Here is a 26,672-nt window from a genome sequence, read left to right as displayed (position 1 = left end):
GGAACCCTCGCGGCAGGTCACGGTACTTCCTCACTCCGCCGCTGCGGCACTAGTGTTGGCGCTAAATGTTCGCCGTTGTGGCGATCGAAACCACCCACGGGCGGAAAGGAGGCACCATGGCTGCTGGCGAGCCCACCATCCTGGCAACCTCCGGTGGCTATAAGTCCGGTCATCGCACCAGGCTGGAGTTCGACCTCCTGGTTCACCACGCCGTCGAACTCTCCGGGGTGAGCGGACGAGCGCCGCGAGTGGCGCATATCGGCACTGCCTCCGGAGACCAGCGTTGGTTCGCTGCGGAATTGGACCAAGCCGCGAGAGTTTCGGGCTTCGATTTCAGTCACCTGAACCTTTTCACGATGCCCAACTACGGCGATCCCGAAGCGTACCTTTTGGAACAGGACGTGGTGTGGGTCAACGGTGGTTCCGTGGTCAATCTTCTGGCCGTATGGCGTGCGCACGGACTGGACGGCATTTTGAGGCGCGTCTGGGAACACGGTGTAGTCCTGGCCGGAGTCTCCGCAGGCTCGATTTGCTGGTACCAAGGCGGCACCACGGATTCCTACGGCCCTGAATTGCGCGCCGTGACCAACGGACTGGGGTTCCTCCCCTACGCCAACGGTGTCCACTATGACTCCGAGCCGGGCCGCCGCCCGCTTGTCCACCAACTGGTGGCAGAGGGCGCTCTGGGGGAAACGCACTGCACCGACGACGGCGTCGGGCTCGTTTACAGAGGCACGGAACTTGTGGACGTGGTTGCCGAAGTCAGGGGCAAGGCTGCTTATCGCGTCACAGCTGCACCCGGCGATTCGGCCGACGCCGTTTCCGTCGCCGTGGAGGAGCGCTTGGAGTCCCGCTTCCTTGGCTGACATCCACGAACTCGGCGCGGTCGAGTTGCGCCAAGCCTTGGCCGCCGGTCAGCTCTCTGCAACTGAGGCGACTGAGCACTTCCTTGCGAGGATCGGCGAGCTGAACCATACGCTGGGGGCTTTCGTCACGGTGACGGCAGACCAGGCCCTGCGCGACGCCCGGGCCGCGGACGCAGCGTACGTTCGCCGGCGCAACGCAGGTCCCGAACTTCCCCTCCTGCACGGCCTGCCGCTGGCCTTCAAGGACCTCACCGATGTTGCGGGAGTCGTGACCACTCATGGCAGTGGAGCCCTGGACCGTAAGCCCGCCCCGGAGGACGGAGCGCTTGCCGCAGCACTCAAAGGCGCCGGCGCCATCTCACTGGGCAAGACTCAGGTTCCGGAATTCGGACTCACGGCCTACAGCGAAAACCGTATCGCACCGCCGTCGCGCAATCCCCACGCATTGAGCCGCAGCTCCGGCGGGTCTTCGGGAGGCAGCGCTGCGGCGGTTGCCGCGGGCTTGGTTCCCTTCGCGCCCGGGAGCGACGGCGGCGGGTCCATACGTATTCCCGCTGCGGCATGTGGACTGCTGGGGCTGAAGCCGGGCCGGGGCTTGGTGCCGGCCGGGGAAAGCGTCGGAGACGCGGCACGACTCGTGGTGGCCGGGCCCCTGGCGCGCTCCGCCGCCGACGCCGCTCTCATGATGGATGCCCTCGTCCCGCACGGAATCCGGCCGAACCGGGGCTACATCGCGGGCCTCGAGGAAGCGCCCACGGCCTTGCGCATCGGCGTGAGCCTCGACAGCCCGTGGTCCACCGCCTTTCCCTTCGCCCCTGAGCGGGAGGCCCTGGATGCCCTCGCCAAGGGCATCGAATTACTGATGGAAGCGGGCCATTCAGTGCTCGAGGCCGAGATCCGCTACGACAATCGCTATCCGGAAGCGTTCACGACCGCCTGGACCGCCGGCGTCGGGAGCGCCCGGATCCTGCCCCAGCGTGAAGCCCTGCTGACGCCGCTGACCCGGACCTTCCGGCGTCGGGCGCAACAGCGGAGCGCAGGCAAGGTCAACGAGGCGCTCAGCTTCCTGCGGCAGTTCACCCACGACACCGTCACCCAGTACGCGCAGTGGGACCTCGTCCTGACGCCGTCACTGGCACAGACGCCACGGCCCGTGGGCTGGTTCACCGGGACAATTCCCGGAGGCGAACAATGGCCGGCCCCAGACTGGCCGGGCGACGCAGACGACGACTACCGCAAGCAATGCGAGTTTGCGCCATGGTCCTCCATGGTGAACGTGTGCGGACTGCCGGCGATCACCGTGCCCGTTCATTGGACCGGCCCAACGCCTGGAACGGGGTTTCCGATGGGCATCCAGCTCATCGGAAAACAGGGTTCCGAGCTCCTTCTCCTGCGGCTCGCAAGGCAGCTTGAGGGGCAGCAAAAACCGACGCTCCACCCCGGCGAATAGTTGCCCTAGGCATCTAAATGATGTGACAATGCGCTAAGTCAATGTCACCATGGATCAGATGAGCACAACTCTTGACACGCGGACGCCCGCCAAAAACGCGGGCGATACGTCATTTTTCGGCCACCCAAAGATGCTGGCCAGCCTCTTCTCCGTAGAAATGTGGGAACGATTCTCGTTCTACGGCATGCAGGGCATCCTGCTTTACTACATGTACTTCACCGCAGACCACGGTGGACTCTCGATCGACAAATCGCTCGCCGCCGGACTGGTTGGCGCGTACGGCGGAGGCGTATACCTCTCCACGATCCTGGGCGCATGGTTGGCGGACCGGCTTTTCGGCTCCGAACGGGTACTTTTCAGTTCCGCCATCATGATCATGGCCGGCCACATCGCCCTTGCCCTCCTGCCCGGGATCCCGGGCCTGGTGGCAGGCTTGGTGCTGGTGGGCGTCGGATCCGGTGGCCTCAAGGCGAACGCGACCGCACTGGTCGGCACCCTATATGGGGAGAAGGACGAACGCCGTGACGCCGGCTTCTCGATCTTCTACATGGGCATCAACCTCGGCGCCCTCATTGGACCGCTTGTTACCGGCTGGCTGCAGGAAAGCAACGGCTTCCACTGGGGCTTCGGCGCAGCCGCAATCGGCATGGCTATCGGCCTGGTCATCTACGCACTCGGCCGAAACAAGCTCCCGGAAGAAGCGCACCGCGTTCCAAACGCCCTTCCGTCAGCACAGCGGAGCCGTTACGGGCTCATCTTCCTCGGCATCGCCGTCGTGATCGCCGTGCTGCTGATGACCGGCGTGGTGAATCCCGGCAACCTGGCCAAGAGCATGGCATACGCCGCCATTGTCGCCTCGGTCCTCTATTTCACGCTGATCTTCCGAAGCAAGAAGGTCACGCCGTTTGAGCGCAAGCGTGTTGTCGCGTTCATTCCGCTGTACATCGCGTCGGCAGCGTTCTGGGCACTCTTCCAGCAGCAGTTCACGTTCATTGCCGTGTACTCGGAGGAAAAACTGGACCGCAACCTCTTCGGATGGGAAATGCCGGCGGCCTGGGTACAGTCCATCAACCCTGTATTCATCATCGTCTTCGCAGGCGTCATGGCTGCCCTCTGGACAAAACTTGGTCCGAAGCAGCCGGGATCCCCCATCAAGTTCGCTGCCGGACTCTTCGTTATGGGACTGGCATTCCTGGCCTTCATCCCCTTGTCCGGCGCTGGAAAGACCCCGCTGCTTGCGCTCGTGGGAATCCTGTTCCTCTTCACCTTGGCGGAATTGTTCCTGTCCCCCATCGGCCTGTCCGTGAGCACCAAGCTGGCCCCCAAGGCCTTCCACACCCAGATGGTGGCCCTGTTCTTCCTCTCGGTGTCACTCGGCACCGCGCTGGCGGGCATCCTGGCCGGACTTTACAACCCTGACAACGAATTGCCGTACTTCCTGGGCGTCGGCGGCACGGCCGTGGTGATCGCTGTAGCCTTGGCAGCAGGCTCACCCGCCATCAAGAAATTGATGGGCGGCGTCCGCTAGTCACTGAATCGAGCTAAACCCGCGACGGCGGCCGGTGCGTTGGGTGGGATTCCCGCCAAACGCACGGGCCGCCGTCGTCGTGGCTAGTAGTTGTAGTTGTAGCGCGAAGCGGTAGCGGCAAGAATCGCGATAACGACCCAGAATATGACCGCTCCGGCAATGCCCAGGTAGCCCATCACAAGGCCCGCAATGGCCATGCCTTTGCCAGCCGGTTCCTTCTTGAGGGCCATGTGGCCGAGGATAACGGCGGCAATCTGGGGCAGGACGAAGAAGCCAAGGCCCACGAAGACCGCGATTCCGCAGCACATGCTCGCAATACTCAGGCCCTTGGGCTCGACCGGCATGCCGTAGTAAGCGGGCTGGCCATAGGGGCCGGCAGGCTGCCCGTATGCCGGCGGTCCTTGGGGAGATTGCCCATACGGCGAAGCAGGCTGTCCGTAAGGGCTGGCAGGCTGCTGGCCGTAGGCGGGCTGGCCGTAGGCGGGCTGGCCGTACGGAGCCGGACCGCCCTGGGACTGGCCGTACGGTTCCGGCGACTGTGGCGCTTGCGGCTGTTGCGGCTGCGGCTGGCCGTAGGGGCCGGAAGCCGCCGGCGAGGCAAACGGCTGCTCGCCGTACGGGTTTTCGCCGGGTTGGGATGCGGGCGGAATGTACGACGGCGGTTCATAGCCCTTGGGCGGTTCGTCGCCCTCGGGAGCGTTCTCGGGTTTGGCTGGCTGGTCAGTCATGGAATATCCCCCTTGCGAGTCTTTGTGCTCAGCCTACCGCCGAGCGAAGGCACACATAAGCTCCGGAGCCCGGCTTCCCAACCCCATGCCGCACTCCGGTAAACGGGCAGTGAATCTTCGTCGGTCTGGCGGAAATACGAAGTCACAGGCACCGCAATAGTGGGTTTTCTCTTCAAGCTCACCTGACGGTCTGGCATGCTGGGTCAATGGCTAGCCGTGCGGGCACTGTTGCCCTTCCCCAGGACCTTGTAGACATCACCGCTCTTCTTGACGCGTACTACGACGTGACGCCGGATCTGAGTGATCCCGCCCAGCGCGTTGCCTTCGGCACCTCCGGGCATCGGGGGTCGAGCCTCAAGGCCTCCTTTAATGAAGGGCATATCCTCGCCATCACCCAGGCGATTGTGGAATACCGCGCCGGGCAGGGCATTACCGGCCCGCTTTTCCTTGCCAAGGACACCCACGGGCTCAGTGAACCAGCGCAGAATTCCGCCCTCGAAGTGCTCGCCGCCAACGGCGTCAATGTGCTGATCGACGCGCGCCACGGCTACACGCCCACCCCGGCCCTGAGCCACGCGATCCTCAAGTACAACAACGAAGCCGGTCCCGGGCAGCCCCAGGCGGACGGCATCGTGGTCACCCCGAGCCACAACCCTCCGGCCGACGGCGGTTTCAAGTACAACCCCCCGCATGGCGGCCCTGCCGACACAGACGCCACCGGCTGGATCGCCAACCGCGCCAACGAGCTTCTGGAAAACGGGCTGCGCGGCGTCAAGCGGATTCCGTTGAACGACGCCCTCAAGGCGGATGGCACGGGCAAGTTCGATTTCCTGAGCAGCTACGTGGACGACCTCCCGTCCGTCCTGGACCTCGAAGCGATCCGCACCGCGGGCGTGCGCATCGGCGCGGACCCTATGGGCGGCGCCTCAGTGGACTACTGGGGTGAGATCGGCGAGCGTCATCAGCTCGATCTGACCGTGGTCAACCCCACCGTGGACCCGCAGTGGGCATTCATGACCCTCGACTGGGATGAGAAGATCCGCATGGACTGCTCCTCGCCGTCGGCCATGGCCTCGCTCATCAAGCGCATGTCCGACAGTGCTTCGGCCGGCACAGGTGCCTTCGATGTCGCTACCGGGAACGACGCCGACGCCGACCGCCACGGCATCGTGACGCCGGACGGCGGCTTGATGAACCCCAACCACTACCTCGCCGTCGCGATCGACTACCTGTACCGCAACCGCACAGGGTGGAATCCGGAGTCGGTGATCGGCAAGACCCTCGTGTCTTCCTCCATCATTGACCGCGTAGCTGCCGGACTGGGCCGCAAGCTCGTGGAAGTCCCCGTGGGCTTCAAGTGGTTCGTCCCCGGACTGCTCTCCGGCGAGGGCGCCTTCGGTGGCGAAGAATCCGCGGGCGCCTCCTTCAACAAGCGTGATGGAAGCGTCTGGACCACTGACAAAGACGGCATCCTGTTGGCCCTCCTGGCGTCGGAGATCACGGCTGTCACGGGCAAGTCGCCGTCCCAGCTTTACAAGGGCCTCACGGACCAGTTTGGTGCGCCCGTCTACGCCCGGATCGACGCCGCCGCCACGCGTGAGCAGAAGGCCAAGCTCGGCAAGCTCTCCGCCGCGGATGTCACAGCCACCACGCTGGCGGGCGAGGACATCACTGCCAAGCTGACCGAGGCTCCCGGCAACGGAGCCTCGATCGGCGGCCTCAAGGTTGTCACGGAGAACGCCTGGTTCGCGGCCCGCCCTTCGGGAACCGAGGACGTCTACAAGATCTACGCCGAGTCCTTCAAGGGTGCCGACCACCTCAAGCAGGTCCAGGACGAGGCCAAGGCGCTCGTGGACAGCGTGATCTCCTAGCCCTCGCTAGTTTGGCTCCGCCGGGAGGCGCCACAGCTTGAGGATCCGGCGAATGGTGTGGTTGCCTTCCGGCGCCATGTCCACCAGCGCGATCTGGTCGAGCACGACGGCGTCACCCGGCTTGGGGCGCTTACCGTCGTGGTGCGAAATATGCGGGCGGTAATGCTCCATGACGTAGTGCGGGGTTGCCACGCGGCCTCCGACGCTTGCCACGGCGTCGAACAATTCCTCGTGGAGGCCCTGCAAAATGGGATGGTGTTCCACGAGGCTGACCGGGATGGAACCTTGGTGGCCGAATCCGGCGTCGGGCCCTACGGTGAGATCCGCCCCCAAGGCGCCCATCGCGGGAGCCGTAACAAGCTCGGTGAGGCGCGCGGTGACGTCGTTGTCATCGGAGGGTTCGACGTCGAACCTCAACAAGGTGATGTGCAACGGCCAGTCACTGCGCGGGAAGACGAGCCCGTCAGCCACGGCTTCGACGAATGCCACCAGAATCAGGTTCCGCATAAGGAAATTTTGCCACCGTGACGCCGCTCCCAATCACAGTGGTGAGCGGGCGTCGGTCAAAAAGGCCCTAAAAGTGAGCGAGCGTTGGCAAAGGAAAACCCCCGCTCAGATATAACGCCTCAAACACGAACGCTCGCTCAGATATACCGCCTTAAGCGCGAACGCTCGCTCACAAGAGTGAGCGAGCGTTCGCCGAAAAAGCATTATAAGTGAGCGCGGGTTAGACGGTGCGGACGACGTCTTCGTACGCGAACTTCGGCTTGGCTTCGCCGAAGGCGTCCGGACCCGGCTGGCCGATGTTGACCACGAGGAAACTCTTCTGGTCCCCAGCCGGGAAGAATTCGGCGTCGATCGCGGCGAAGTCGGCACCGGTCATGGGGCCGGCGGCGAAGCCGAGGGAGCGGACGGCGAGGATGAAGTAGCCGGCCTGCAGGTGGGCGTTGTTATTGCCCGTGGTTGCGGTGAACTCAGGGTTGGCGTCGTACATGGCCTTCGGGGCGGAGTAGACCGGGAGGAACTTGTCCCACTGCTCGTGCCAGGCGGTGTCGTAGGAAAGCACAGCGACCAGCGGAGCCGAGGCGGTCTTGGCCTTGTTGCCCGGAGAGAGGGTCTCGACGAGCTTGGCGCGGGCCTCGTCCGAACGGACGTAGGTGACGCGCAGCGGCTGGGAGTTGAACGCCGTCGGTCCGAACTTGGTCAGTTCGTAGATGGCCTGTGCCTGCTCCTCGGAGACCTCGCCGGCAAAGGAGTTGGCAGTGCGGGCTTCGGCAAAGATGGCGTCGACTGCTGCGGCGTCAATCACTGCTTCTTCGTGGGCGATCGTCATTCGCGTACCTTTCGCTGTGCCCGCAGCCATGGACTGCCGGGCGCTTATGCTTTCCATGGTTGCAACTTCAACTTCCCTCCGCCTCTTCCCGTGAAGCCACGTGACGTTCCACACAGCGGAATCGGCAGGCCGTCCTGGCGGTAAGGTTGCACCCGGACAATCACAACTTTCAGGGAAGGCTCCCGTAGATGAGCATGCTCGGAACCAAATGGAAGCTGCACGGCAACGGCAAGACGATCCGGCCGGGACACGTGGTGGCACCCGAGGAACGGCTGGCGTGGCCATTGACCATCGGCATCGGCATGCAGCACGTCGTCGCAATGTTCGGAGCCACCTTCCTGGTGCCCATCATCACGGGCATGCCACCGGCCACCACGCTGCTCTTTTCCGGCATCGGCACGCTATTGTTCCTGGTCATCACGAAGGGCCGCGTACCCAGCTACCTTGGTTCGAGCTTTGCCTTCATCGCCCCCATCCTGGCGTCCCAGCAGCAGTTCGGCGTTCCCGGCGCGCTCGGCGGCGTGGCGCTTGCCGGCGTCGTACTGGCGCTTGTCGGCGCGGTGGTCCAGAAGTTCGGCGCGGAGTGGATCAACCGGACCATGCCTCCTATTGTCACGGGCGCAATCGTCGCCCTGATCGGCCTGAACCTGGCGCCAGCCGCAAAGGCAAACTTCGACAAGGCCCCGGTCACCGCCCTCGTGACGCTGGTGACGATCATCCTGGTGAGCGTCCTCTTCCGCGGTATTCTGGGCCGCCTGAGCATCCTCGTGGGCGTGGTGGTGGGCTACCTCACCGCCATGACGCGGGGCGAAGTGGACTACTCCAAGATGGACGCGGCGTCGTGGATCGGCCTGCCGCACTTCCAGACTCCCGAGTTCCACCTCGGCGTCGTGGGCTTGTTCGTGCCGGTCGTCCTGGTGCTGGTGGCCGAGAACGTAGGGCACGTGAAGTCCGTGGCCGCGATGACGGGACGCAACCTCGACGACGTCTCCGGGCGAGCGTTGATGGCCGACGGCGTCGCGACCGTCCTCGCCGGACTCGGCGGCGGCTCCGGCACCACCACCTACGCGGAGAACATCGGCGTCATGGCGGCGACGAAGGTCTACTCGACGGCGGCCTACTGGGTTGCCGGTGCCTTCGCCATCCTCTTGAGCTTCTCGCCCAAGTTCGGCGAACTCATTGCCACCGTTCCCCCCGGCGTGCTGGGCGGTGCCGCGACCATGCTCTACGGGATGATCGGCGTCCTGGGCGTGAAGATCTGGGTGCAGAACAAGGTCAACTTCTCCAACCCCATCAACCTGACCACAGCCGCCGTCGCACTGATTATCGGGATCGCGGACTATACGTGGACCATCGGCGAACTGAAGTTCACGGGCATCGCGCTGGGTTCGGCCGCTGCCCTGGCCGTCTACCACGGCATGAAGGGCCTGGCGCGCTGGCGCGGAACGGTTGCCGAGCCGGAGATGGAGCACTAGCCTCTCGAGTTTGTGTACAGATCGTGTCCCCTGATCGCACGTTTAAAGGACACGATCTGTACAGACTCCATTGCCGGCTATGAGAGGCGCGTGCGAACGATCTCGCTGAGCGCCTTGCCGTCGAAGCGGCCGCCGACTTTTTCGGTGACGGGCTTCATGACATAGCCCATGTGCATCAGGGACAGCTCCACGCCTTCGGCCTTGAGTGAGGCGATGACCTCGTCAATGATGGACTCGACTTCCTCGACGGTCAGTGGTTCCGGCAGATAGGCCTCGATTACCTCGGCATCCGCGATCTCCGTGGCGGCACGCTCGGACTCTCCGGCCTCCTCGTAAAGGCGGGCGACCTCGTGATACTGGGAAGCCTCCTTCTGCAACATGGTGGTGATCTGGGCGTCGTCCAGGTGGATCGGCGTCTGGCCGGCTTTCTCACGGTTGTCAATCTCGCTGAGGACGTTGCGTGTGGCGTTCAGGGCGATGCGGTTGCCATCCTTCATATGGCTGACGACGTCTGCGTGCAGCCGCTCTTTCAAGGTGGACATGGTGTGCTCCTCGATTCGATGGTGCCGCGCTGGCCGGCTGCCAGCCCGGCGGACGGTGACGGCGTCCCGGGCGGGGTCGTCGCATCGTAGGTGCATGGCAGAGGTCAAAGCCATGCTTTGTAGGTTAATTATCTGCCCGGACGACGCCGAGTAACCCCGCTGGGCATGTCCCCTGGTGGACGGGGAGCTTAAGCCCCTTCCAGCACCTGGCTCGTTGCCCACGCCAGGTATTTGGCGGCATTCGCTACGGCGTCCGCGGCATCGGGCACGCCGTCCCGACGCTGCGCGACGTCGAGCAGCTGCGCCGCGGCCACCACTCCGTGGCCGGCTAGTTCCTCGGGGGTCACGAGGATCCTGCCAGCGACCACAATCACCGGAATGCCTTGACCGTGCGCTGAGTCCGCGAGAGCGATGGGTGCCTTGCCTGTCAGCGACTGCGAGTCCATGGACCCTTCGCCGGTGATCACCAGGTCCGCGCCGTCGAGCTGCTCGGGCAGCCCGGTCAGTCCCGCCACGAGTGCGAACCCGCCTTCCAGCGTCGCTTGGGTGAAGGCCAGGAACGACGCCGGGAATCCGCCGGCCGCCCCTGCTCCGGGAACGTTGACATCCTGTCCGCCCGCGTCACGCAGCAGGGACGCCCAGTTGCGCAGGCCGGCGTCGAGCAGTTCCACCGCGTCCTGGTCCGCGCCCTTCTGCGGGCCGAAAACATGCGCGGCACCGTCGCTGCCAAAGAGGGGATTCTGGACGTCGACGGCGATCCGGAACCTCACCGCGGTCAGCCTCGGATCGAGACCGGAGACGTCGAGGGACACGACCTCGGCGAGCGAGCCACCGCCGAGCGGAACCACGTTTCCAGCCGCGTCCAGGGGCTTGAGTCCGAGCGCACGAAGCGCGCCGCTGCCGCCGTCGGACATCGCGGAACCGCCCACGCCAAGCACAATCTCGGTGGCTCCGGCGTCGAGGGCGGCGGCGATGAGCTGGCCGCAACCATAGCTGTGGGCACGCAAGGCGTTTTCCGGCGTCGGCTCCATGTGTGCCAGTCCGGACGCCTGCGCAGTTTCGATCACAGCAGTGGCTCCGCCGAATGCATTTTGCCGGATGGCCCACGCGGCGCCCACCGGCTTGAGGATGGGGCCGACGACGGCATTCATCCGCTCTTCGTAGCCTGCCGCCACGGCTGCCTCCAGCGTTCCTTCGCCCCCGTCGGCGATGGGAAACTGCGTCACCACGGCATCCGGATAGACGCGCAGTGCCCCTTCGGCCATCGCCGAAGCCGCTTCGGCGGCGGTGAGGGAACCTTTGAACTTGTCCGGGGCAATCAGGATGCGCATGCTCCCATCCTGCCAGCGGGGCTAAGCTTTTCGCAGATTCGTGCGCGGAGATGTCGAAAACAGCCCACGCCGTTCGTATAGAGGGTGAGACGCGGGCACGGTGCCGGCGCCACATCCCAAGGAGGAACAGTCATGTCACGCTATCTGCTCAGCATCTACCAGCCCGATGGCCCCACCCCGGAGCCCGAAGTCCTCAACAAAATCATGGCCGACCTTGACGTCCTGAACCAGGAGATGCGCGACGCCGGCGCCTGGGTTTTCACGGGCGGTCTGCACCCGGCGACCACCTCCACGGTGGTGCGTGTGAACGACGGCGAAGTACTCACCACCGACGGCCCCTTCGCAGAGGCCAAGGAACACGTGGGCGGCCTGTGGGTTATCGAAGCCCCGGACCTGGACGTGGCACTTGGCTGGGGACGAAAAGCCGCCCAAGCCACCACACTGCCTATCGAGGTCCGGCCGTTCGCGGGCTACCGGGAATAGTTTCCCCATGGTCCATATTTCTGAGATCGGACAAATATTCCGCGAAGAGTATGGACGCTCCGTGGCTGTCCTGGTCCGCGTTTTGGGCAGCATCGACGCCGCCGAAGACGCGGTCCAGGACGCTTTCGCCGAGGCCGTAGCGCGCTGGCCCGACGCCGGGTTGCCGCCAAGCCCGGCCGGCTGGATCATCACCACCGCCCGCAACCGCGCCATCGACCGGCTCCGCCGCGAGGCCTCCGGCAGGGAGAAACTAGCCCAGGCTGCCCTCCTGCACGACGATGAACCCCGCGATGAAAGCAGCGATGAACCCGAAGGAATCGAGGTGGACGCCGTGCAAGACGACCAGCTCCGCCTGATCTTTACGTGTTGCCACCCCGCCATCAACCGGGCCGCGCAAGTGGCCCTGACGCTCAAGCTCCTGGGTGGCCTCAGCACCGCCGAAATCGCCCACGCTTTCCTGGTCCCCGAGCCAACCATGGCCCAGCGGCTGGTGCGGGCAAAAGGAAAGATCCGCGACGCCCATATCCCCTACCGGGTACCGAGTGGCGCCGAGCTGCCGGAACGGCTGAAGTCGGTGCTTACCGTGGTCTACCTGATCTTCAACGAGGGTTACACGGCGAGCTCGGGCGCGGGGCTGGTGCGCGAAGGCCTCTGCCACGAGGCCATACGCCTCGGCCGGCTCATCATGGAACTCATGCCTGATGAGCCCGAAGCCAAAGGGCTCCTGGCCCTCATGCTTCTGCTTAACGCCCGCCGCGCGGCCCGGACGACTCCCGACGGCGGCCTGGTGCTCCTCGCGGACCAGGACCGCAGCCACTGGGACTCCGGTCTAATAGCCGAAGGGCAGTTGTTGGTGCGGCAATGCCTGAAGAGGAACCAGCCCGGACCGTACCAATTGCAAGCTGCCGTCAACGCGGTGCACAGCGATGCCGCAGGACCAGCGGAAACAGACTGGCGCCAAATCCTCACGCTCTACGAACAACTCCTGGCCATGGAGCCGACGCCGGTGGTCGCGTTGAACAGGGCCATTGCCCTCGCGGAGGTGGAAGGACCCGCCGCGGGGCTTGCCGCCGTCGACGTCCTTGAACTAGGCAACTACTACCTCTTCCACGCCGTGCGGGCGGATCTGCTCCGGCGCCTCGGCCGCAACCAAGAAGCTGTCGCCGCCTACCGGGCAGCGCGAGAGCGCACAAATAACGACGCCGAGCGCGCCTTCCTGGCGGCACGCGCCCGTGCGCTCACCACCACTGGCCCCGGAGCTGCAGCACCGACTTCAGACGATCCGCACGGTCGGTGACCAGGCCGTCGACACCCATGTCCAGCAGCCTGGCCATCTCGGCGGAATCGTTGACCGTCCAGACGTGAACCTGCAGCCCAAGCCGATGCGCGCGCCGCAGGAAACCGGGCGTCACTACCGTCAGGGGTCCGTAGCGGACCGGCACCTGGAGGGCATCGACGTCGTGCAGGATCTTCCGCAGCCAGCGCTCCGGAAGAAGCGGTCCCAAAAGAGTAAAGGCGGCGTTGCAGGCGATTCCAGCTGAAGACGCCGTGCGGCGGCGGAGCAGGCGCAGGACCCTCCGACGACGTCGATCGGAGAAGCTCGCGATCAGCACCCGGTCGTGGGCATTGAGTTGGTCGATGACTGCGGCAAGGGGTTTGACGGTATGCCAATCCTTGACGTCGACGTTCAGCCGTGCCCCGGGGAATTCCGTCAAGACGTCTGCCAAACGGGGAATTGCTTCGCGGCCGCCAATCCGGGCCTTGGCAATCTCGGCAGCGCTAAGACTGGAGATGGGGCCGTGGGAGTCTGTGACGCGGTCCAAGGTGTCGTCGTGAAAAAGGAGCACCACGCCGTCGGCGGTGGTGCGGGCATCGGTTTCAAGGTGCGTGAAGCCAAGCCCAAGCGCGGCCGTGAACGCCGCGCCCGAGTTCTCAAGGCCGTCCGGTGAAAATCCGCGGTGCGCGAAGGCAAGCGGAGCGGATAGTCCGTCCGGGCGGCTGAAGAAAGGCAAATGCGGGCTCACACGGGTAGCGTAACCCGGCTGTGCCTCCCGCGAGCCCGTCAGGATTCCTGCGGAACGATCTCCACGCCGTCGCCGCAGTGCACCAGCGTACGGCCACGGCCGCCGTCGAGGTTTACCCAGACCACGCTGTGGTCGCTCGACACGGCGTCCACCTGGCCCGGGTTCTCAAACCCCGGCGCAAGCTTGACGCTCACGCGGTCTCCACGGCGCAACTGCTTCCAATGTTCGGCCGGCACTGCGCGGCGAACGGGGGCCTCGGGCCACCCCGTCGTCTTTCTCTTGGCCATCATGTCCCCTGTGATCGGCATCGAATACCACAAGAGACTACGGGGAGTAGTTGAACGGCAGTTGGACTGAAGCTGTGTAATGGGTGAGCGGTCCCAACTAGCTCGCATTTGTTGTCGTTTAGAGGCCTGAAAACGACATTAACTGCGTGCCCACGCCGCCAGGGTTCCCTGGCCGAGCTTGCGAGGCGAGGGTGGCGGTGGGCCCACGCCGCCAGGGTTCCCTGGCCGAGCTTGCGAGGCGAGGGTGGCGGTGGGCCCACGCCGCCAGGGTTCCCTGGCCGAGCTTGCGAGGCGAGGGTGGCGGTGGGGATTAGTTGGGAGCGCCCGGCCGGAAAGTGGGCTCACGAACAGAGGCCATTGCCTTGGCGCACAGCCACGGATTACGGGCGCCGAACTAACGGCCGGTGCACGGCGGGCCAGGTACAGGGCTAGACCCGCAGGGAAGCGAGCTTTGCCTCGAGGATCTGGGCCACGCCGTCGTCGTCGAAATGGGGCGCTTGCTGGCCGGCGGCGCTGATCGCCTCAGGGTGGCCACTGGCCATCGCGTAACCATCGCCAGCCCAGCGCAGCATCTCGACGTCGTTGGGCATGTCACCGAATGCCACCACCTCGGCGGCCTCGATGCCCCGGGATGCCGCATATGCGGCGAGCGTGACGGCTTTGTTGATACCGGGGGCGGACATTTCCAGGAGTGCGGTCCGCGGCGCGGAGTGGGTGGTCTCCACGAGATGCGCGACGGCGGGCTGGACCTTTGCCAGGAAATCATCCGGGGTACCGCTGCGCGTCACGGCAAGGAACTTCACGACGGCGTCGTCCGCGGTCAGCGTTTCGCCCAACCATGCGGGAGTGAACTCGGCCAGGAGCTCGCTGGTCTCGTTCTCGATGAACCCGGGCTCGAGATGGAATCCCGTGAGTGTTTCGGCCGCGAACAGCGCGTCGGGCCGGAGCTGCTTGATGATCCGGCGGGCCTCGAGCACAGACTCGATGCTCAAGGCATTGGCCGATATCAGCTTGTCCGCCTCAAGGTCCCACACCACGGCCCCGTTCGAACAGATAACGATGCCGCTGTGGCCGATCTGCTCGCGGAGGGGGTAGAGCCAGCGCGGCGGCCGCCCTGTCACGAAAACCACCTCGATGCCCGCGTCGCGGCAGGCATGGAATGCGCGGATGGTGCGGCTGCTGACCTTGCCGTCATGGCCGAGGATGGTGCCGTCAATGTCACTTGCTACGAGCCGCATTATGTCAGTCTACGTGGGACGGTCGACGGCGGGTTTGCCCCAAAGCTAGCGCCGCTCGAAATGGCCCGTGATGACGGCCCGGCCCAGCGTGTGGGCTGCCAGCTTGCGGACGAGCGCTTCCGTGGAGGCGCTCGCGTCGAGACCCAGTGGTTCGACGTCGACCGCGTGCACGGCCACGATGTACCGGTGCCGGCCATGTCCAGGCGGAGGCGCGGCACCCAGATAACCGGGGAACCCGGCGTCGTTCTTAAGTTGAACCGCACCGGCCGGCAAGTGTGAACTGCCCTGAACGCCGGCGCCTGCGGGCAAGGAGTTCGTCCTGGCGGGGATGTTGACCACGGCCCAGTGCCAGTAACCGCCCGCCCTGGGGGCGTCGGGGTCGAAGACGGTGACGACGTAACCCTTGGTGCCCTCCGGGGCTCCGCTCCAGCTCAACTGTGGGGATTCGTCCTTGCCGCCGGCCACGCCGAAGCGCTTGCTGGTCTGGGCCGGACTGAGTGCGTCGCCGTCATTCAGAGAGCCGCTGGTGACATCGAAGGATGGGACATGTGGAAGGTCGGCGTAGCTCATGGCTGCCTTTCGACGCTTGCCTTCGGTTCCGGGACGCCCAGGGCGTTGAGTTCGGCACGCGTCGGCGGATTCGCGCCTGGCCGGGAGACCGTGATTGCCGCGGCGCGCGCCGCATGGTTGAGGAGTCCTTCGAGCACTTCGGCGGGCATGGCGTGAAGTTCGTCGCGGTTCTGGGCCCCTGCCAGTCCGCGGTCAACGATCCCGGAGAGCAGGGCGGCCATGAAGGAATCGCCCGCACCCACGGTGTCCGCCACTTCTACCTTTGGGGCGTCCACGTGGGCCTCGCCCGCGGCCGTGACACCCCAGGGGCCGTCTGCGCCTCGCGTGACGACCACTACGGCGGGTCCCCCACTGCCGCCGAGGCCGAGCCAGCGCCGGGCAGATTCCAAGACGTCGACGCCGGGGTAGAGCCACTCGAGGTCCTCGTCGGATGCCTTGACCACGTCTGCAAGCGCCACGAAACGCTCCACTTGGGCCCGCGCATAGTCGCGATCCTTGATGATGCTGGGCCGGCAGTTGGGATCGAAGCTGACGGTCGCGTTCGGATGGGCATGCTCGACGGCGGCAAGGACATCCGCTGCGCCCGGCTCCAACATCGTGGCAATGGAGCCCGTGTGCAGGAGTGACGTCCCCTGCAGCATGAAAGGGAGGCGCGCGGCGAGGCCGGGAAGCTCCCAGGCGAGATCGAAGGTGTAGCTGGCAGCGCCGTCGTCGTCGATCAGGGCGGTGGCCACGCTGGTGGGACTATCGTCGGGCGGCAGCGGAACCATGACGGAGCTGGAGCGAAGATGGGCCGCGATCGATTCCCCGTAGGCGTCTTTGCCGAAGCGCCCAATGAACTGGACTGCGTGGTCCAGCCTGGCAAGGCCCACGGCAACGTTGAGCGGACTTCCGCCCACGTGGGCGTCGACTCCCGAGGAACGCTGGACGACATCAACCAGCGCTTCACCTATGACTGTCAGCATGGGACAACTCTGCCACGCGGATGTGGTGCGCGTCTCGCGATGACAGCCCGTGACTTTGTCGCAAACCGTCAAACGAGCAGCCGCTGCACCAACTCCCGGCACTTCTTGTACGCAACGGCCCTGGGGTCGATCAGGTCGAAATGGTCGCCGGGCACTTTGAGGAACTGGGCCGCGCCCCCGGAAGCCGTGGCTGCGGCAACATAAGCCTCGGACTGGCTGCACGGGACATCCTCGTCCGATGCGGCGTGGACCGCGAAGACCGGAACGGCGATAGGCAGCGACCTCATGGGGTCGGCGTAGATATGCCGTTTGGGGTATCTCACCGAGTCGCCACCCATGAGGTTGTCGACGGCGCCGTTGCTCAGGTTGAGCCGCTCGGCGTCGGCCAGGTTCAGCAGACCGGATTGGCTCACGACGCCGGTCAGCCGCACTGCCGCGCCGTTGTCATGCCGATGGAGCTGCCGGTCGGCGTCCGGGGCGCCAATCTTGGAAAGCTTTTCCCGCCCCGCCGCCCAGACCGCGAGATGGCCGCCCGCGGAGTGTCCCAGCGCCACCACTTTGTTCAGGTTGAGTTCATGCTTGCCGGCGATCTCGCCCAGATGGTCAATCCCGTCGAGGACATCTTCGAACGTATGCGGCCAGCCGCCACCGTTTCCGGCCCTCCGGTATTCAAGGTTCCAGGCGGAAATTCCATGCGCAGCGAGGTCCCTGGCGATCGGCTCACCAAGTTCAGCGCCGTACTGGGAGCGCCAATAGCCTCCGTGGATCACCACCACCACTCCGTCGGGTCGAGTGCGGTGTGGCTGCAGCGAATCTGGTACGAACAGCTCACCCCATTGGCTGGAGTGCTGGCCGTAGTAGTACTTGTGCCGCTTCATCGTGTCCTCCTTTGTGCCGAGCCTATCGCGGAGGAGCGCTGCGAAGCGGGAGCAATGGTCTGAGGATCAACGCGGAGCCTTCCTGAAGCCACAGCCCGAGCGTACCCTCAGGGATGAAGCGCGACCCGCGCTTCACTCCCGTGTTTTTGCGGGAACGCTTCTTTATCCGGAGGTGAATACAATGATCCGTCGTATCTCCGCGTCGGTTCTTGTGGCATTGATTTTGAGCGTGCTGGCTGTGGCTTCGCCGGCTTCGGCGGCAAACCCGCCTGGAACTGGAAAGCCCAATCAGTCCTGTCAATCGCTCGAACCGAACACGCCCGGCAACGCCGCCAATAGCCTAGGATCGCCCTTCAACGAGCCGGGCATCAACAGCATCAACGGTGGCGTGGGAGGACAGCATTACTCCCCCACTTCCCAATACGACGTCGCCTGCTTCCAGGTGTCGAACCGGTAACGCCAGCGGGTCCGGCTCCGCTTCACTGTCGTCCCTCCACCGTAAGCTGGAGGCATGGCTAGCAATTGGGACAGCTTGGATCCTCAGCTGCGCGAATCAGTACAGGCGAACGTGGAGCTTTACGAACGCGTCCGTCCTGCCCTGAAACTCGTCACCCGCGACGTCCTGTTGACCCTGCGGGACATGCTCAAAAACAGCGAGTCCGTGCCCCTCTTCGTCACGGGACGCACCAAGACGGTCGAATCTTTCCGGGAGAAGATTTCCCGCACCGAGGTGCCTCTGGAGGGGGGCCCACGGGTGCTGAAGTTCCCGGACCCGTTCCGGACCCTGAACGACATGGTGGGGCTGCGCGTCATCACCAAGCTTCCGGCCGAGAACGCCGCGGTTGCCAACTTGATCAAGCGCCAGCGTCAGCTTTTCGATTGCCGCGGCGACCTTGAGAAGGACATCGGCTCCATCGAGTCCGGCACCTACGGATATTCGAGCCGACACCTTATCCTCCGTACCATCCAGAACGAGTCCGTGAAGGCGTACCAGCAGGTCTTTAATCCGGACATTCCGCCGAACGGCAGCTACTTCTTCGAATGTCAGATCCGTACGGTCTTTGCGCACGCCTGGAGCGAAATCGAACACGACATCCGCTTCAAGGCCGAGGATCCGCGCGCTTGGACGCCGCATTTCGACCGCCAGTTCACCGCCACAGCGGCAATGCTGGAAACCGTGGAGAGCGCCTTCGCCGACCTCCACGAACGCTACGAGGAAGTCCGCGGCTATTGGGATCTCGATGGTGAAGGTTCCATGCCCCTCACGCCCAACCGTGTGCGGGACGTTTGGCGGACGCTGCTTCCCCATGTTGACCGTAAAGTTGATGACGACTGGGGTTGGGCTGCGGAGCTTCTTGCGGCCCACGGACTGAACAAGACCGTGGAACTCGCCGGGCTTCTCAGCGCCAACCGGATCACCGAGGTCCGCAAAGCCCTGGACCACCGTTACTCCCCCGGACCGGACCGCCTCCTGGATGACCTCCTGCTGTGGCAGTACGGCACTGAACACATCGACCTCACCGCTGAGGCGCCCGACGTCGTCCCGCACCCTCGGCGGGACAGCCTCCAGCGGCGTCTCAAGCAGATTGAGCGGTACCGCCTGACCAACAGCTAAGGACCCATGACACCCGAGCAGCTCCAGTCCCTCCGTTTCACCTTGCGTTCGCCCCGCAGGCTCAAGACGGAAGCATTGGCCGGCTTGGTGGTGGCGCTTGCGCTCATTCCAGAGGCCATCGCGTTCTCCGTGATCGCCGGCGTGGATCCTCGGATCGGGCTCTTCGCATCTTTCACCATGGGAGTCACCACCGCGATCGTGGGCGGCCGCCCCGCCATGATTTCCGCGGCCACCGGCGCCGTCGCGCTCGTGATCGCCCCTGTCATGAAGGATCACGGGATCAACTACCTGATTGCAACGGTCATCCTGGCCGGGGTCTTCCAAATCGTCCTGGCGGTCCTGGGTGTCACTCGGCTCATGCGCTTCATTCCTCGTTCGGTGATGATCGGATTCGTGAATGCTTTGGCCATTCTGGTGTTCATGGCCCAGTTGCCCGAGCTGATCGGCGTTCCCTGGATGGTCTACCCGATTGTGGCCGTGGGGTTGCTGATCGTCTTCGGTTTGCCCAGAATCACGACGGCGGTGCCCGCGCCATTGGTGGCGGTCGTCGCCCTCACCATCGTCTCGGCGCTGGCCGGCATCCGCGTCCCCACTGTGCATGACAAGGGCGAACTCCCCAACAGTCTTCCCGGCTTCTTCCTGCCCAACGTGCCTTTGACCTGGGAAACCTTCCAGACGATTGCCCCGTTCGCGTTGTCCATGGCCCTCGTGGGCCTCCTGGAGTCCCTCCTGACGGCCAAGCTCGTGGATGACATCACGGATACCCGCTCCAACAAGACCCGGGTCTCATGGGGCCAGGGGATTGCCAACATCGTCACCGGTTTCCTGGGTGGCTTGGGCGGCTGCGCCGTGATTGGCCAGACCATGATCAACGTGAAGGGTTCGGGTGCCCGCAGCCGGCTGTCGACGTTCCTGGCCGGAGCGTTCCTGCTGGTGCTGGTGGTAGTCCTCGGGGACGTAGTGGGCATGATTCCCATGGCCGCTTTGGTGGCCGTGATGATCTTCGTCTCCCTCATCACCTTTGACTGGCATTCGCTCCGGCCGGCAACGCTCAAGCGACTACCGAAGTCCGAGACCGGCGTCATGCTCGTGACCGTGGCAGTGGTGGTGGCGACGCACAACCTGGCCATCGGAGTTGGAGCCGGCGTGCTCACGGCCATGGTGCTGTTTGCCCGCCGAGTGGCCCACTTCGCCACGGTCGAGCGGAGCGAACTCGAGCTCAACGGCCGGACCGTGGCGAGCTACACGGTGGATGGCGAGTTGTTCTTCGCTTCCTCCAACGACCTCTACACGCAGTTCGACTATGCGAAGGATTCCTCGGAGGGAATCGACCTCGTGGTCATCGACCTGCACGCTTCGCACATTTGGGATGCTTCCACCGTTGCCGTACTGGATTCCGTTACCGAGAAATACCGCAGGCACGGCCGGGAGGTGGAGCTGATTGGCCTCAACGCGGCGAGCGTCCGGATGCGCGAACGGCTGGCAGGCAAGCTCAACGCAAACTAACGTCGCTGGCCCACCCAACTGACTCGGCCCCCAAGTAGTCCCCACCGCCACCCTAGCCTCGCAAGCTCGGCCAGGGAACCCTGGCGGCGTGGGCCCACGCATTTGTTGTCGTTATGAGCCGTCAAAACGACACTTAATGCGACTCAGTTGGGCCGCGAAACGACGGTCATCTGACATATTCGCTCGATTCGGGTCACGGATTGGGCGCATGTCCGATCACGATGCCACGATAGTCAGATGCTTGAGGCAACAACCAACCCCGTCGAAACCCCTGTCCTGAATCCGGCGCTGGCCGCGGAAGCCAAAATCGCCAGGATCGCGGTCACGGTCTTTCCCCTCCTCGTAGTACTTGCCGGGGTGGCCGGTTTCCTGCTTCCTGATGCCTTCAAGCCGCTGGCGCCAAGCGTGCCATTCCTGCTGGGCATCATCATGTTCTGTATGGGCCTCACCCTGACGCCTCCGGATTTCGCCTCGGTGGCCAAGCGCCCTTGGGCCGTAGTTTTGGGCATCGTGGCCCACTACGTCATCATGCCGGGTGCCGGTTGGCTGATCGCCGTCGCGCTCAACCTGGAACCCCAGCTGGCCGTAGGCCTGATCCTGGTGGGCTGTGCTCCGTCAGGCACGGCCTCCAACGTGATGGCTTTCCTGGCCAAGGGCGACGTTGCCCTGTCCGTGGCCGTCGCCTCGGTTTCCACCCTCATTGCCCCGATCGTGACCCCGCTGTTGGTGTTCTTCCTCGCGGGATCATTCCTGAACATCGATGCCGGCTCCATGGTCCTGGACATCGTCAAGACAGTCCTCCTCCCGGTCATCGGGGGCCTGGCGGCTCGCCTCTTCCTCAAGAAGCTCGTCAGCAAAGTACTGCCGGCACTCCCCTGGGCATCCGCCGTCGTGATCTCAGTGATCGTCGCCGTGGTGGTGGCGGGCAGCGCCAGCAAGATCGTTGCCGCGGGCGGCATCGTATTCCTCGCGGTGGTCCTCCACAATGGCTTCGGCCTTGGCCTCGGGTATCTGGCGGGCAAGCTGGGCCGCCTCGATGACAAGGCACGCCGGGCCCTTGCCTTCGAGGTAGGCATGCAGAATTCCGGTCTTGCCGCCACTCTGGCGACCGCGCACTTCACGCCGCTGGCAGCGTTGCCGTCGGCCGTGTTCTCGCTGTGGCACAACGTTTCCGGCGCCATTGTCGCGGCCTGGCTGGCCCGGAAGCCGCTCACGGAGAACTGACTGCTACGAAGTCTTGAACTCCCAAGGCGCGGCCGTGATGGTTCCCGCGCCAATGGTGCGGCCGGCGAGCCGATCCAGAAGCAGGGTGATGGCGCCTTCGAGGGCTTCCGGTTCCGGAGTCCCACCCGCGGATCCAGGTGCCAGGACATCGAATCCGGCAGGCTGCATGGTGTCCGAAATGATGACTTGTGCTACTCCACGCCGGGCCAGCTCGCCCACCGTGAGGTCAAGGAGGGTCCCGGGCGGAAGAGCCCCGATGATGGCGCCGTCGGCACCGCCGGAGAGCATGAACCGCCGCCACCCTTCGCCGATGAGGATCACGGGCAGGTAGCCGTGCTGGGGCAAAATGCGTGCAGCGGCCGTTGCCAAGGCCCGGTCCCACGGCCATTCCAGATCGCCGATGGCAATCGCCACGAGGTCGGTCTTGCCGCGGCGCATTCCGCGGGCCGCCTGGTTCGGTACGTAACCCAGTTCCTTGGCCGCGGCCTGGACACGCTCTTGTGTTGCTTCGCTGATCCGGGTGGTCCCACCAAGACGTCCGGACAAGACGTAGGACACCGTGGTGAGGGAGACGCCGGCGCTCTTGGCGACGTCCCGGATGGTCGGCTTCGCTCCAAGTCCCATCGCCTAGCGCTTTCCTTTCTTGCGGGAGCCCTTGCCCCGGCCCTTGTCGGGGTTCGGCGCATAGCGCTGGGCCACCGCCGGCTTTTTTGCGCCGGTGCCGCGCCGGTCCGGCTTGGGTGCCTTCTTGGGCTTCTCCTGCTGCGCCGAAGGCTGCCGCGAGCTCTGGGCGGTCCGGCCCCGGACAATGCCGATGAATTCCTCGATGACCTCGCTCGTGGAGTCGCTCGGCCAGGCAAGGGCGATCTGCGTCCCTTCGGCCCCGGTGAGGCGCCGCGCCACCGTGTCCTTGACGTTGAAATGCCGGGCCACGGACATCGGCAGGATCACGAGGCCGGCACCCGAAGCCACCACTTGCATGGCCATCTCCGGCCCGCCCATCGCGGCGACATCCAGGAAGTTCTCCTCCGCGAGATCCTCCAGCGCCACCTCTTCGAACACTGAGATTTCGTGACCCTTCGGGGCCACCACCACTGGCTGCTCTTCGTAGAGCGGAATGACGTGGAGTCCATCCCGATCTACGGGCAAGCGCACAAAGCTGAGATCCGCGGAACCATCGCGCAGAACCTCCAGCTGCGCGCCGTCGTCGGACATGAAAGAGTGCAGCGGAACATCGGGCATGCGCTCTTCCCAGCGCCGGATCCATTTCCCGGGCGTCACCCCGGCGACGTAAGCGAAAGTCAGCCCCTCGGGAGCGCTTGTTTCAGCTTCGGAGGCGTCGGGGACACCGACGGCGGGCAGGGATTCTTGATCGGATGGCACCCGTTCACAGTACCGCGCGGGCGGTAGCCAACGCAGCGCCGGTCCGGGCTACGCCGCGTAGACCTGGACCGCCGTGGCCTTGACCACGAAGTAGACGCGCGAGCCGGGTTCGAGTCCCAGCTCGGCGGAGGCTGAGGGCGTGATGTCCGCTGCCAAATCGCCGGCCCGGACCCTGATGTGGTCCCCGTGCGGTTCAAGATCCGTGATTGCAACGGGGAACGAGTTGCGCGGGCTACCGTGGGCGGCGTCCAGGAAGATGGAAACGGCCGACGGCGGGAAGGCCGCGACGCCGGGCTGGCCCGGTTCCGCTTCGTCATCGAGATGTCCCGCGACGTGCAGTCCGGGAAGCTCGTCAGTGGCGAACGTCCTGAGTCCGTCCTCCGTGACGGTGCCCGCCATGAGGTTCACCCCGGCCAGGCCGGCTGCGAACTGGCTACGCGGACGCCGGAACACCTCACGGGTGGCGCCTTCTTCCACAATCCTGCCCTTTTCCATGACGATCACGCGGTCCGCGAGCATGAGGGCATCCAGGACGTCGTGGGTGATGATCAGGGCGCGACGTCCGGACAGGACGCGTTTGAGGAGCCGACGCAAGTGCGGAGCGGCGTGGATGTCCAGCGCGGACATCGGCTCGTCGAGGAGCAACAACTCGGGACCGGCCGCCAGCGCGCGGGCCACAGCAACACGCTGGGCTTGTCCCCCGGACAACTGCCCGGGCTTCCGCCCGGCAAACTCCGTGACGTCGACTTCGGCAAGCCAGTGCCGCGCAGTCTCGCGTGATTCCGCCCGGGAGGCGCCTGCGCTGCGCGGGCCGAAAGCCACGTTGTCGAGGACACTCAGGTGCGGGAAAAGCAACGGTTCCTGGGCCAACAGCGCCGTACCGCGAAGGTGCGGAGGGGTCCACACCCGGCTGCCGCCGTCGAGATTGAACAGAACCTGGTCCCCCAATCGGGCGGAGCCGGCGTCCGGCCGCAAGAGCCCCGCCGCAACGGAAAGGAGCGTCGACTTTCCGGCACCGTTGGGTCCGAGGATCGCCACGGTTTCCGCCTGGCCGAGGCTCAAGGAAACGTCCAGGTTGCGGGCGCGGACGGTGGCGTCGATGTGGAAACTCATGCGGCTGCTTCCGCGGGAATGTCCGCGCGGTGCGGACGCCGGTAAGACAGCCCGACGACGGTCACTGCCACGGCGACGAGCACGAGCGAAAGGGCGACGGCGGCGTCCGCGTCGGTCTCGCGCTGCAGGTAGATTTCCAGGGGCAATGTCCGAGTGACACCTTGCAAGCTCCCCGCGAAAGTCAACGTAGCCCCGAACTCTCCCAGGCTGCGGGCAAAAGACAACACCGCCCCCGACGCGAGACCGGGAAGGACCATGGGTACCGTCACGCGGCGCAGGATGGTGGTGGGGCGGGCGCCGAGCGTCGCGGCAACGGCTTCGTAGCGGCTGCCGGCCGTCCGCAAGGCACCCTCGAGGCTCACCACGAGGAACGGCAAGGCGACGAACGTCTGGGCCAGGACCACCGCCGTCGTCGAAAACGCGATCTGGATGCCAGCGAGCTCAAGGCTTTTGCCCAGCAGACCCTGCCGCCCGAACGTGTAGAGCAGCGCGATGCCGCCCACCACCGGCGGCAACACCAAGGGCAGGAGGACGAAGGCGCGGAGTAGCCGCTGCCCGCGGAAGGGCCGGCGGGCAAGGACAAGCGCCAAGGGGATGCCCAGGACAACGCAGAGCGCGGTGCTCGCGGCAGAGGTACGAAGGCTGAGTCCCAACGCTGTAATCGAGGACTCGGAGGTCACCAGCGGGATGAATTGCGCCCAATTGACCTTTGCGACCATGGCAGCCAGCGGTAGCAGGACGAACAAACCGCCCAGTACCGCAACGCCATAGACCCACCGGGGAATCCCGCTGAAGTTCATCAACGCCCGCGGTACGCGGAGGCTTGCGTCACCGGGACCTTCCGGGCGGCCCCGGCGACTCTTATGTACGGCATGGATTCATCCTAGAACAGGGGCTGTGCCACTTCGCTGCGGTGGCGGATACCCTTGAACCATGACCTCTGCAAACTCCCAGTCCATGAAGCCGGCCACCGTTGCCAAGAAACTTGGCATCTACCTGCCTGCAACACCCCCGGAGTTCCAGGATTCGGAAATCACCCGCGCCGATTTCGCCGAGCTCCAGGCCAACGCGCCGGAGTGGCTCGCCGAGCTCCGCCGGACGGGTCCGCACCCGCGTCCCGTGGTGGCGCAGAAGCTGAATATCTCCATCAGCGGCCTAGCCCGCGGCGGAATCACCGAACCTCTGACGACGGCGGAAATCACCGAACTGCTGGAAGCTCCTCCGCAGTGGCTCGTCGTCGAGCGCGCCACGCACGCAGCCGTACGCTCCGAGGCAAAGCGCATCAAGGAAGAAGCTGTCAAAAAGGAAGCTACGAAGGAAGCCAAAACCAACGCCACTGCCAAGCGGGACGCGCCCAAGGCATCCAAGCGGGACCACGCTTAAGCTCCAACCGGACTTCCGCAGGAAGGCAGGTCACCCCCACCGGGGTGTCCTGCCTCGCTGCTTTTACGCCCAAATCGGGCCCTCGCCTCCGGGCCTTCCTCGGCGCATACTGATTTCAAAGGGGTGCGCATTCGCGTGGAGGTGGTCCGATTGCCCGCCACAACTGGAATCCAGCTGACGGTCTGGGAGATCGGACTGTGGGCGATTCTACTCATGTGCGCTGTGGCCTTTACGGTCAATGCCGTTCGGAAAGCAGTGATCCATGGAGCCTCCGACGGCGGCCACGTCGCCTTGCAGGGGCATCGCGACCGGGACCTCGTCAAAGAGCCGGACGCGACCTTCTGGAACATCTTCGCCGGACTCGTGGTGATTGTCCCCGCAGTCGTCATCCCCGCGTTGGCCTCACCCGCCGTCGGGCTCTTGATGCTCTTCCTCGGCATGGGTGCCGCTGCTGCTGCCTTTGCTGCCGGCCGGAAACTGGAGCAGAAGCGTCAAAATCGGAGCGGTTTCACTGAAGCGGCAGCCCGTCACGACGCCCTCCTGGCCCGCTGGCAACGGTATGAACTGGATCCCGCCAAGGGCATCGACTTCCCCGGTATGAGCGACGTCAACGTTCCTCAAACTGCCGCCCTGGTGCGCGCGCTGCAGGAAGCCCAACGCTGCCGCCTGACAGCGGGGACGGACTATGCCCACGCCGTCGAGCAGTTGGATGTTGCGATGGCCGAAGCCGAAGCAGCGGCGGGCGTTTCTGCTCCGTAACTAGCTGATGACGCTCGCCTCCGGGAGGCGCGCAGCACGCCCGAGGGCGGATTTTGAGCTGGCCAGGTTGAAATGATGGACATTCCTCCGGACAGCGGGTAATCCCGGCGCTTCCCCACA

General features: G+C 65.0%; 28 protein-coding genes. 13 read left to right on the top strand and 15 right to left on the bottom strand.

The genetic code is table 11. From position 1 onward, the window contains the following. The first annotated feature begins 116 nt into the window (after nucleotides 1–116). Genes ABEA18_RS05710 through ABEA18_RS05700 form a run of 3 tightly spaced genes read left to right on the top strand, consistent with a single transcriptional unit; the run spans nucleotide 117 to nucleotide 3,844 of the window. Nucleotides 117–866, top strand: a complete 750-nt coding sequence (locus ABEA18_RS05710; protein WP_345448324.1) for a Type 1 glutamine amidotransferase-like domain-containing protein — start codon at nucleotides 117–119, stop codon at nucleotides 864–866. After that, entirely contained in the window at nucleotides 859–2,316 is a 1,458-nt protein-coding gene (locus tag ABEA18_RS05705) for an amidase (RefSeq protein WP_345448323.1), read from the top strand. The genes ABEA18_RS05710 and ABEA18_RS05705 overlap by 8 nt, the downstream gene beginning before the upstream one ends. 49 nt (nucleotides 2,317–2,365) lie before the next feature. After that, on the top strand, nucleotides 2,366–3,844 hold the full coding sequence (locus tag ABEA18_RS05700) for a peptide MFS transporter (protein ID WP_425550477.1): 1,479 nt from the start codon (nucleotides 2,366–2,368) through the stop codon (nucleotides 3,842–3,844). 83 nt (nucleotides 3,845–3,927) lie between these two features. Here the strand turns inward: ABEA18_RS05700 and ABEA18_RS05695 are convergent, their stop codons facing one another. Continuing rightward, entirely contained in the window at nucleotides 3,928–4,572 is a 645-nt protein-coding gene (locus tag ABEA18_RS05695) for a DUF4190 domain-containing protein (protein ID WP_345448321.1), read from the bottom strand. Between the two features lie 206 nt (nucleotides 4,573–4,778). On the opposite strand from ABEA18_RS05695, the gene pgm reads away from it, so the two are divergent. Beyond that, nucleotides 4,779–6,443 (top strand): phosphoglucomutase (alpha-D-glucose-1,6-bisphosphate-dependent), encoded by a 1,665-nt coding sequence (gene pgm, locus ABEA18_RS05690; protein ID WP_345448320.1) that lies wholly within the window; start codon nucleotides 4,779–4,781, stop codon nucleotides 6,441–6,443. Between the two features lie 6 nt (nucleotides 6,444–6,449). Here pgm and ABEA18_RS05685 read toward each other — a convergent pair whose 3' ends face one another. Together ABEA18_RS05685 and ABEA18_RS05680 are read right to left on the bottom strand one after the other, a co-directional pair. Further along, nucleotides 6,450–6,950, bottom strand: a complete 501-nt coding sequence (locus ABEA18_RS05685; RefSeq protein ID WP_345448319.1) for a 2'-5' RNA ligase family protein — start codon at nucleotides 6,948–6,950, stop codon at nucleotides 6,450–6,452. Between the two features lie 220 nt (nucleotides 6,951–7,170). Beyond that, nucleotides 7,171–7,776: a malonic semialdehyde reductase gene (locus tag ABEA18_RS05680; RefSeq protein ID WP_078107055.1), complete on the bottom strand. Its 606-nt coding sequence runs from the start codon at nucleotides 7,774–7,776 to the stop codon at nucleotides 7,171–7,173. Nucleotides 7,777–7,964: 188 nt separating this feature from the next. Here ABEA18_RS05680 and ABEA18_RS05675 point away from each other — a divergent pair, with 188 nt between their 5' ends. Continuing rightward, nucleotides 7,965–9,251 (top strand): uracil-xanthine permease family protein, encoded by a 1,287-nt coding sequence (locus ABEA18_RS05675; protein WP_345448318.1) that lies wholly within the window; start codon nucleotides 7,965–7,967, stop codon nucleotides 9,249–9,251. 77 nt (nucleotides 9,252–9,328) lie between these two features. On the opposite strand, the gene ABEA18_RS05670 is transcribed toward ABEA18_RS05675, so the two are convergent. Next, nucleotides 9,329–9,793 carry a GatB/YqeY domain-containing protein gene (locus ABEA18_RS05670; RefSeq protein ID WP_345448317.1) on the bottom strand — a complete coding sequence of 155 codons (465 nt, stop codon included), beginning with the start codon at nucleotides 9,791–9,793 and terminating at the stop codon, nucleotides 9,329–9,331. Between the two features lie 188 nt (nucleotides 9,794–9,981). After that, nucleotides 9,982–11,124, bottom strand: a complete 1,143-nt coding sequence (locus tag ABEA18_RS05665) for a glycerate kinase (RefSeq protein WP_345448316.1) — start codon at nucleotides 11,122–11,124, stop codon at nucleotides 9,982–9,984. Between the two features lie 132 nt (nucleotides 11,125–11,256). Here ABEA18_RS05665 and ABEA18_RS05660 point away from each other — a divergent pair, with 132 nt between their 5' ends. Beyond that, nucleotides 11,257–11,607 carry a YciI family protein gene (locus tag ABEA18_RS05660; RefSeq protein ID WP_345448315.1) on the top strand — a complete coding sequence of 117 codons (351 nt, stop codon included), beginning with the start codon at nucleotides 11,257–11,259 and terminating at the stop codon, nucleotides 11,605–11,607. A 7-nt stretch (nucleotides 11,608–11,614) separates the two neighbouring features. Beyond that, a complete protein-coding gene (locus ABEA18_RS05655) occupies nucleotides 11,615–12,904 on the top strand; it encodes an RNA polymerase sigma factor (protein ID WP_345448313.1) in 1,290 nt (429 codons plus the stop codon). On the opposite strand, the gene ABEA18_RS05650 is transcribed toward ABEA18_RS05655, so the two are convergent. The 6 genes from ABEA18_RS05650 to ABEA18_RS05625 all read right to left on the bottom strand — a co-directional run bounded on the left by ABEA18_RS05650 (nucleotide 12,846) and on the right by ABEA18_RS05625 (nucleotide 17,569). Beyond that, nucleotides 12,846–13,631 (bottom strand): glycerophosphodiester phosphodiesterase family protein, encoded by a 786-nt coding sequence (locus ABEA18_RS05650; protein ID WP_345448311.1) that lies wholly within the window; start codon nucleotides 13,629–13,631, stop codon nucleotides 12,846–12,848. The genes ABEA18_RS05655 and ABEA18_RS05650 overlap by 59 nt on opposite strands. A gap of 38 nt (nucleotides 13,632–13,669) precedes the next feature. Next, nucleotides 13,670–13,825 carry a hypothetical protein gene (locus ABEA18_RS05645; protein WP_345448310.1) on the bottom strand — a complete coding sequence of 52 codons (156 nt, stop codon included), beginning with the start codon at nucleotides 13,823–13,825 and terminating at the stop codon, nucleotides 13,670–13,672. A 521-nt stretch (nucleotides 13,826–14,346) separates the two neighbouring features. Continuing rightward, nucleotides 14,347–15,156: an HAD family hydrolase gene (locus ABEA18_RS05640; protein WP_345448309.1), complete on the bottom strand. Its 810-nt coding sequence runs from the start codon at nucleotides 15,154–15,156 to the stop codon at nucleotides 14,347–14,349. A gap of 45 nt (nucleotides 15,157–15,201) precedes the next feature. Further along, on the bottom strand, nucleotides 15,202–15,726 hold the full coding sequence (locus ABEA18_RS05635; protein WP_345448308.1) for a YbhB/YbcL family Raf kinase inhibitor-like protein: 525 nt from the start codon (nucleotides 15,724–15,726) through the stop codon (nucleotides 15,202–15,204). Then, complete coding sequence (locus ABEA18_RS05630; RefSeq protein ID WP_345448307.1) at nucleotides 15,723–16,691, bottom strand: carbohydrate kinase family protein; 969 nt, start codon at nucleotides 16,689–16,691, stop codon at nucleotides 15,723–15,725. Before ABEA18_RS05630 ends, ABEA18_RS05635 begins: the two co-directional genes overlap by 4 nt. A gap of 68 nt (nucleotides 16,692–16,759) precedes the next feature. Further along, nucleotides 16,760–17,569 carry an alpha/beta hydrolase gene (locus tag ABEA18_RS05625; RefSeq protein WP_345448306.1) on the bottom strand — a complete coding sequence of 270 codons (810 nt, stop codon included), beginning with the start codon at nucleotides 17,567–17,569 and terminating at the stop codon, nucleotides 16,760–16,762. A gap of 181 nt (nucleotides 17,570–17,750) precedes the next feature. Here ABEA18_RS05625 and ABEA18_RS05620 point away from each other — a divergent pair, with 181 nt between their 5' ends. From ABEA18_RS05620 to ABEA18_RS05605, 4 genes are all read left to right on the top strand, one after another. Continuing rightward, the gene (locus ABEA18_RS05620; protein WP_345448304.1) at nucleotides 17,751–18,026 is read left to right on the top strand and encodes a hypothetical protein; all 276 of its coding nucleotides are present in this window, start codon (nucleotides 17,751–17,753) and stop codon (nucleotides 18,024–18,026) included. 54 nt (nucleotides 18,027–18,080) lie between these two features. Further along, nucleotides 18,081–19,184 (top strand): GTP pyrophosphokinase, encoded by a 1,104-nt coding sequence (locus ABEA18_RS05615; protein ID WP_059388901.1) that lies wholly within the window; start codon nucleotides 18,081–18,083, stop codon nucleotides 19,182–19,184. Nucleotides 19,185–19,190: 6 nt separating this feature from the next. Continuing rightward, entirely contained in the window at nucleotides 19,191–20,690 is a 1,500-nt protein-coding gene (locus tag ABEA18_RS05610) for a SulP family inorganic anion transporter (RefSeq protein ID WP_345448303.1), read from the top strand. 237 nt (nucleotides 20,691–20,927) lie between these two features. After that, nucleotides 20,928–21,914, top strand: coding sequence for a bile acid:sodium symporter family protein (locus tag ABEA18_RS05605; RefSeq protein ID WP_345448302.1), 987 nt, complete (start codon nucleotides 20,928–20,930; stop codon nucleotides 21,912–21,914). Nucleotides 21,915–21,917: 3 nt separating this feature from the next. Here the strand turns inward: ABEA18_RS05605 and ABEA18_RS05600 are convergent, their stop codons facing one another. From ABEA18_RS05600 to ABEA18_RS05585, 4 genes are all read right to left on the bottom strand, one after another. Continuing rightward, nucleotides 21,918–22,538 (bottom strand): LacI family DNA-binding transcriptional regulator, encoded by a 621-nt coding sequence (locus ABEA18_RS05600; RefSeq protein WP_345448301.1) that lies wholly within the window; start codon nucleotides 22,536–22,538, stop codon nucleotides 21,918–21,920. Between the two features lie 3 nt (nucleotides 22,539–22,541). Further along, nucleotides 22,542–23,276, bottom strand: coding sequence for a LysR family transcriptional regulator substrate-binding protein (locus tag ABEA18_RS05595; RefSeq protein WP_425550484.1), 735 nt, complete (start codon nucleotides 23,274–23,276; stop codon nucleotides 22,542–22,544). Nucleotides 23,277–23,345: 69 nt separating this feature from the next. Further along, nucleotides 23,346–24,410, bottom strand: coding sequence for a sulfate/molybdate ABC transporter ATP-binding protein (locus ABEA18_RS05590; RefSeq protein ID WP_345448300.1), 1,065 nt, complete (start codon nucleotides 24,408–24,410; stop codon nucleotides 23,346–23,348). Then, nucleotides 24,407–25,210, bottom strand: a complete 804-nt coding sequence (locus ABEA18_RS05585; RefSeq protein ID WP_345448299.1) for an ABC transporter permease — start codon at nucleotides 25,208–25,210, stop codon at nucleotides 24,407–24,409. The genes ABEA18_RS05590 and ABEA18_RS05585 overlap by 4 nt, the downstream gene beginning before the upstream one ends. A gap of 133 nt (nucleotides 25,211–25,343) precedes the next feature. On the opposite strand from ABEA18_RS05585, the gene ABEA18_RS05580 reads away from it, so the two are divergent. Both ABEA18_RS05580 and ABEA18_RS05575 read left to right on the top strand, forming a co-directional pair. Next, nucleotides 25,344–25,793, top strand: coding sequence for a DUF5997 family protein (locus tag ABEA18_RS05580; RefSeq protein WP_345448298.1), 450 nt, complete (start codon nucleotides 25,344–25,346; stop codon nucleotides 25,791–25,793). Between the two features lie 150 nt (nucleotides 25,794–25,943). Next, nucleotides 25,944–26,552: a hypothetical protein gene (locus ABEA18_RS05575; RefSeq protein WP_345448297.1), complete on the top strand. Its 609-nt coding sequence runs from the start codon at nucleotides 25,944–25,946 to the stop codon at nucleotides 26,550–26,552. Nucleotides 26,553–26,672: the final 120 nt, after the last annotated feature.

The sequence above is a fragment of the Arthrobacter gyeryongensis genome (genome assembly GCF_039543785.1).
Taxonomy (GTDB): Bacteria; Actinomycetota; Actinomycetes; order Actinomycetales; family Micrococcaceae; genus Arthrobacter; species Arthrobacter gyeryongensis.
This window is presented reverse-complemented; position numbering and strand designations above follow the sequence as displayed.

Bases quoted from the DNA above. Each gene is read 5' to 3' on its own strand.
- ABEA18_RS05710 (WP_345448324.1), top strand. From the start codon at position 117: ATGGCTGCTGGCGAGCCCACCATCCTGGCAACCTCCGGTGGCTATAAG.
- ABEA18_RS05700 (WP_425550477.1), top strand. From the start codon at position 2,366: ATGGATCAGATGAGCACAACTCTTGACACGCGGACGCCCGCCAAAAAC.
- ABEA18_RS05695 (WP_345448321.1), bottom strand. From the start codon at position 4,572: ATGACTGACCAGCCAGCCAAACCCGAGAACGCTCCCGAGGGCGACGAA.
- pgm (WP_345448320.1), top strand. From the start codon at position 4,779: ATGGCTAGCCGTGCGGGCACTGTTGCCCTTCCCCAGGACCTTGTAGAC.
- ABEA18_RS05685 (WP_345448319.1), bottom strand. From the start codon at position 6,950: ATGCGGAACCTGATTCTGGTGGCATTCGTCGAAGCCGTGGCTGACGGG.
- ABEA18_RS05680 (WP_078107055.1), bottom strand. From the start codon at position 7,776: ATGACGATCGCCCACGAAGAAGCAGTGATTGACGCCGCAGCAGTCGAC.
- ABEA18_RS05675 (WP_345448318.1), top strand. From the start codon at position 7,965: ATGAGCATGCTCGGAACCAAATGGAAGCTGCACGGCAACGGCAAGACG.
- ABEA18_RS05670 (WP_345448317.1), bottom strand. From the start codon at position 9,793: ATGTCCACCTTGAAAGAGCGGCTGCACGCAGACGTCGTCAGCCATATG.
- ABEA18_RS05665 (WP_345448316.1), bottom strand. From the start codon at position 11,124: ATGCGCATCCTGATTGCCCCGGACAAGTTCAAAGGTTCCCTCACCGCC.
- ABEA18_RS05660 (WP_345448315.1), top strand. From the start codon at position 11,257: ATGTCACGCTATCTGCTCAGCATCTACCAGCCCGATGGCCCCACCCCG.
- ABEA18_RS05655 (WP_345448313.1), top strand. From the start codon at position 11,615: ATGGTCCATATTTCTGAGATCGGACAAATATTCCGCGAAGAGTATGGA.
- ABEA18_RS05640 (WP_345448309.1), bottom strand. From the start codon at position 15,156: ATGCGGCTCGTAGCAAGTGACATTGACGGCACCATCCTCGGCCATGAC.
- ABEA18_RS05635 (WP_345448308.1), bottom strand. From the start codon at position 15,726: ATGAGCTACGCCGACCTTCCACATGTCCCATCCTTCGATGTCACCAGC.
- ABEA18_RS05630 (WP_345448307.1), bottom strand. From the start codon at position 16,691: ATGCTGACAGTCATAGGTGAAGCGCTGGTTGATGTCGTCCAGCGTTCC.
- ABEA18_RS05625 (WP_345448306.1), bottom strand. From the start codon at position 17,569: ATGAAGCGGCACAAGTACTACTACGGCCAGCACTCCAGCCAATGGGGT.
- ABEA18_RS05620 (WP_345448304.1), top strand. From the start codon at position 17,751: ATGATCCGTCGTATCTCCGCGTCGGTTCTTGTGGCATTGATTTTGAGC.
- ABEA18_RS05615 (WP_059388901.1), top strand. From the start codon at position 18,081: ATGGCTAGCAATTGGGACAGCTTGGATCCTCAGCTGCGCGAATCAGTA.
- ABEA18_RS05610 (WP_345448303.1), top strand. From the start codon at position 19,191: ATGACACCCGAGCAGCTCCAGTCCCTCCGTTTCACCTTGCGTTCGCCC.
- ABEA18_RS05605 (WP_345448302.1), top strand. From the start codon at position 20,928: ATGCTTGAGGCAACAACCAACCCCGTCGAAACCCCTGTCCTGAATCCG.
- ABEA18_RS05600 (WP_345448301.1), bottom strand. From the start codon at position 22,538: ATGGGACTTGGAGCGAAGCCGACCATCCGGGACGTCGCCAAGAGCGCC.
- ABEA18_RS05590 (WP_345448300.1), bottom strand. From the start codon at position 24,410: ATGAGTTTCCACATCGACGCCACCGTCCGCGCCCGCAACCTGGACGTT.
- ABEA18_RS05585 (WP_345448299.1), bottom strand. From the start codon at position 25,210: ATGAACTTCAGCGGGATTCCCCGGTGGGTCTATGGCGTTGCGGTACTG.
- ABEA18_RS05580 (WP_345448298.1), top strand. From the start codon at position 25,344: ATGACCTCTGCAAACTCCCAGTCCATGAAGCCGGCCACCGTTGCCAAG.